Origin of the sequence: Alcanivorax profundi (assembly GCF_003597125.1) — a bacterium.
Taxonomy (GTDB): Bacteria; Pseudomonadota; Gammaproteobacteria; order Pseudomonadales; family Alcanivoracaceae; genus Alcanivorax; species Alcanivorax profundi.
Map to the genome: position 1 here is coordinate 1 of NZ_QYYA01000180.1, position 378 is coordinate 378.

The window sequence follows — 378 nt, forward strand, 5'->3', positions numbered from 1 at the left end:
AAGGCGATGGATAAGAGTAGTTTTTTCATATCGTAAATCTGTTAGTTTTGCAATAATACTGCAAATATAATCTAATTTCCGCAACACTATAATTTAATATTTTTTATAAGCACCTGAGCAACAAAAAGTTGCTCAGGATTTTGCCATGTCAGAAATTTCACTTATCTTAGTGTTGCAAAATAAAAACAAACAAAATTCTGAATGACATGGCAAAAGTACAAATAAAATCTGAGAAACTCACTCCTTTTGGGGGAATTTTTTCGATTATGGAGCAATTTGATGCTCTTTTAGCTCAAACCATAGATTCCACCTTGGGATTGAGATGCACTATGTTTGGTTATCAATATAGCGAGATTCTACGCTCTCTGATGTGCGTAT

Annotated in this window: 1 pseudogene; it reads left to right on the forward strand. The window is 33.1% G+C overall.

Annotated features, from left to right (window positions below):
* Positions 1 to 206 precede the first annotated feature (206 nt).
* Positions 207 to 378, forward strand: a pseudogene (locus D4A39_RS19410) (IS1380 family transposase); the annotation flags it as partial.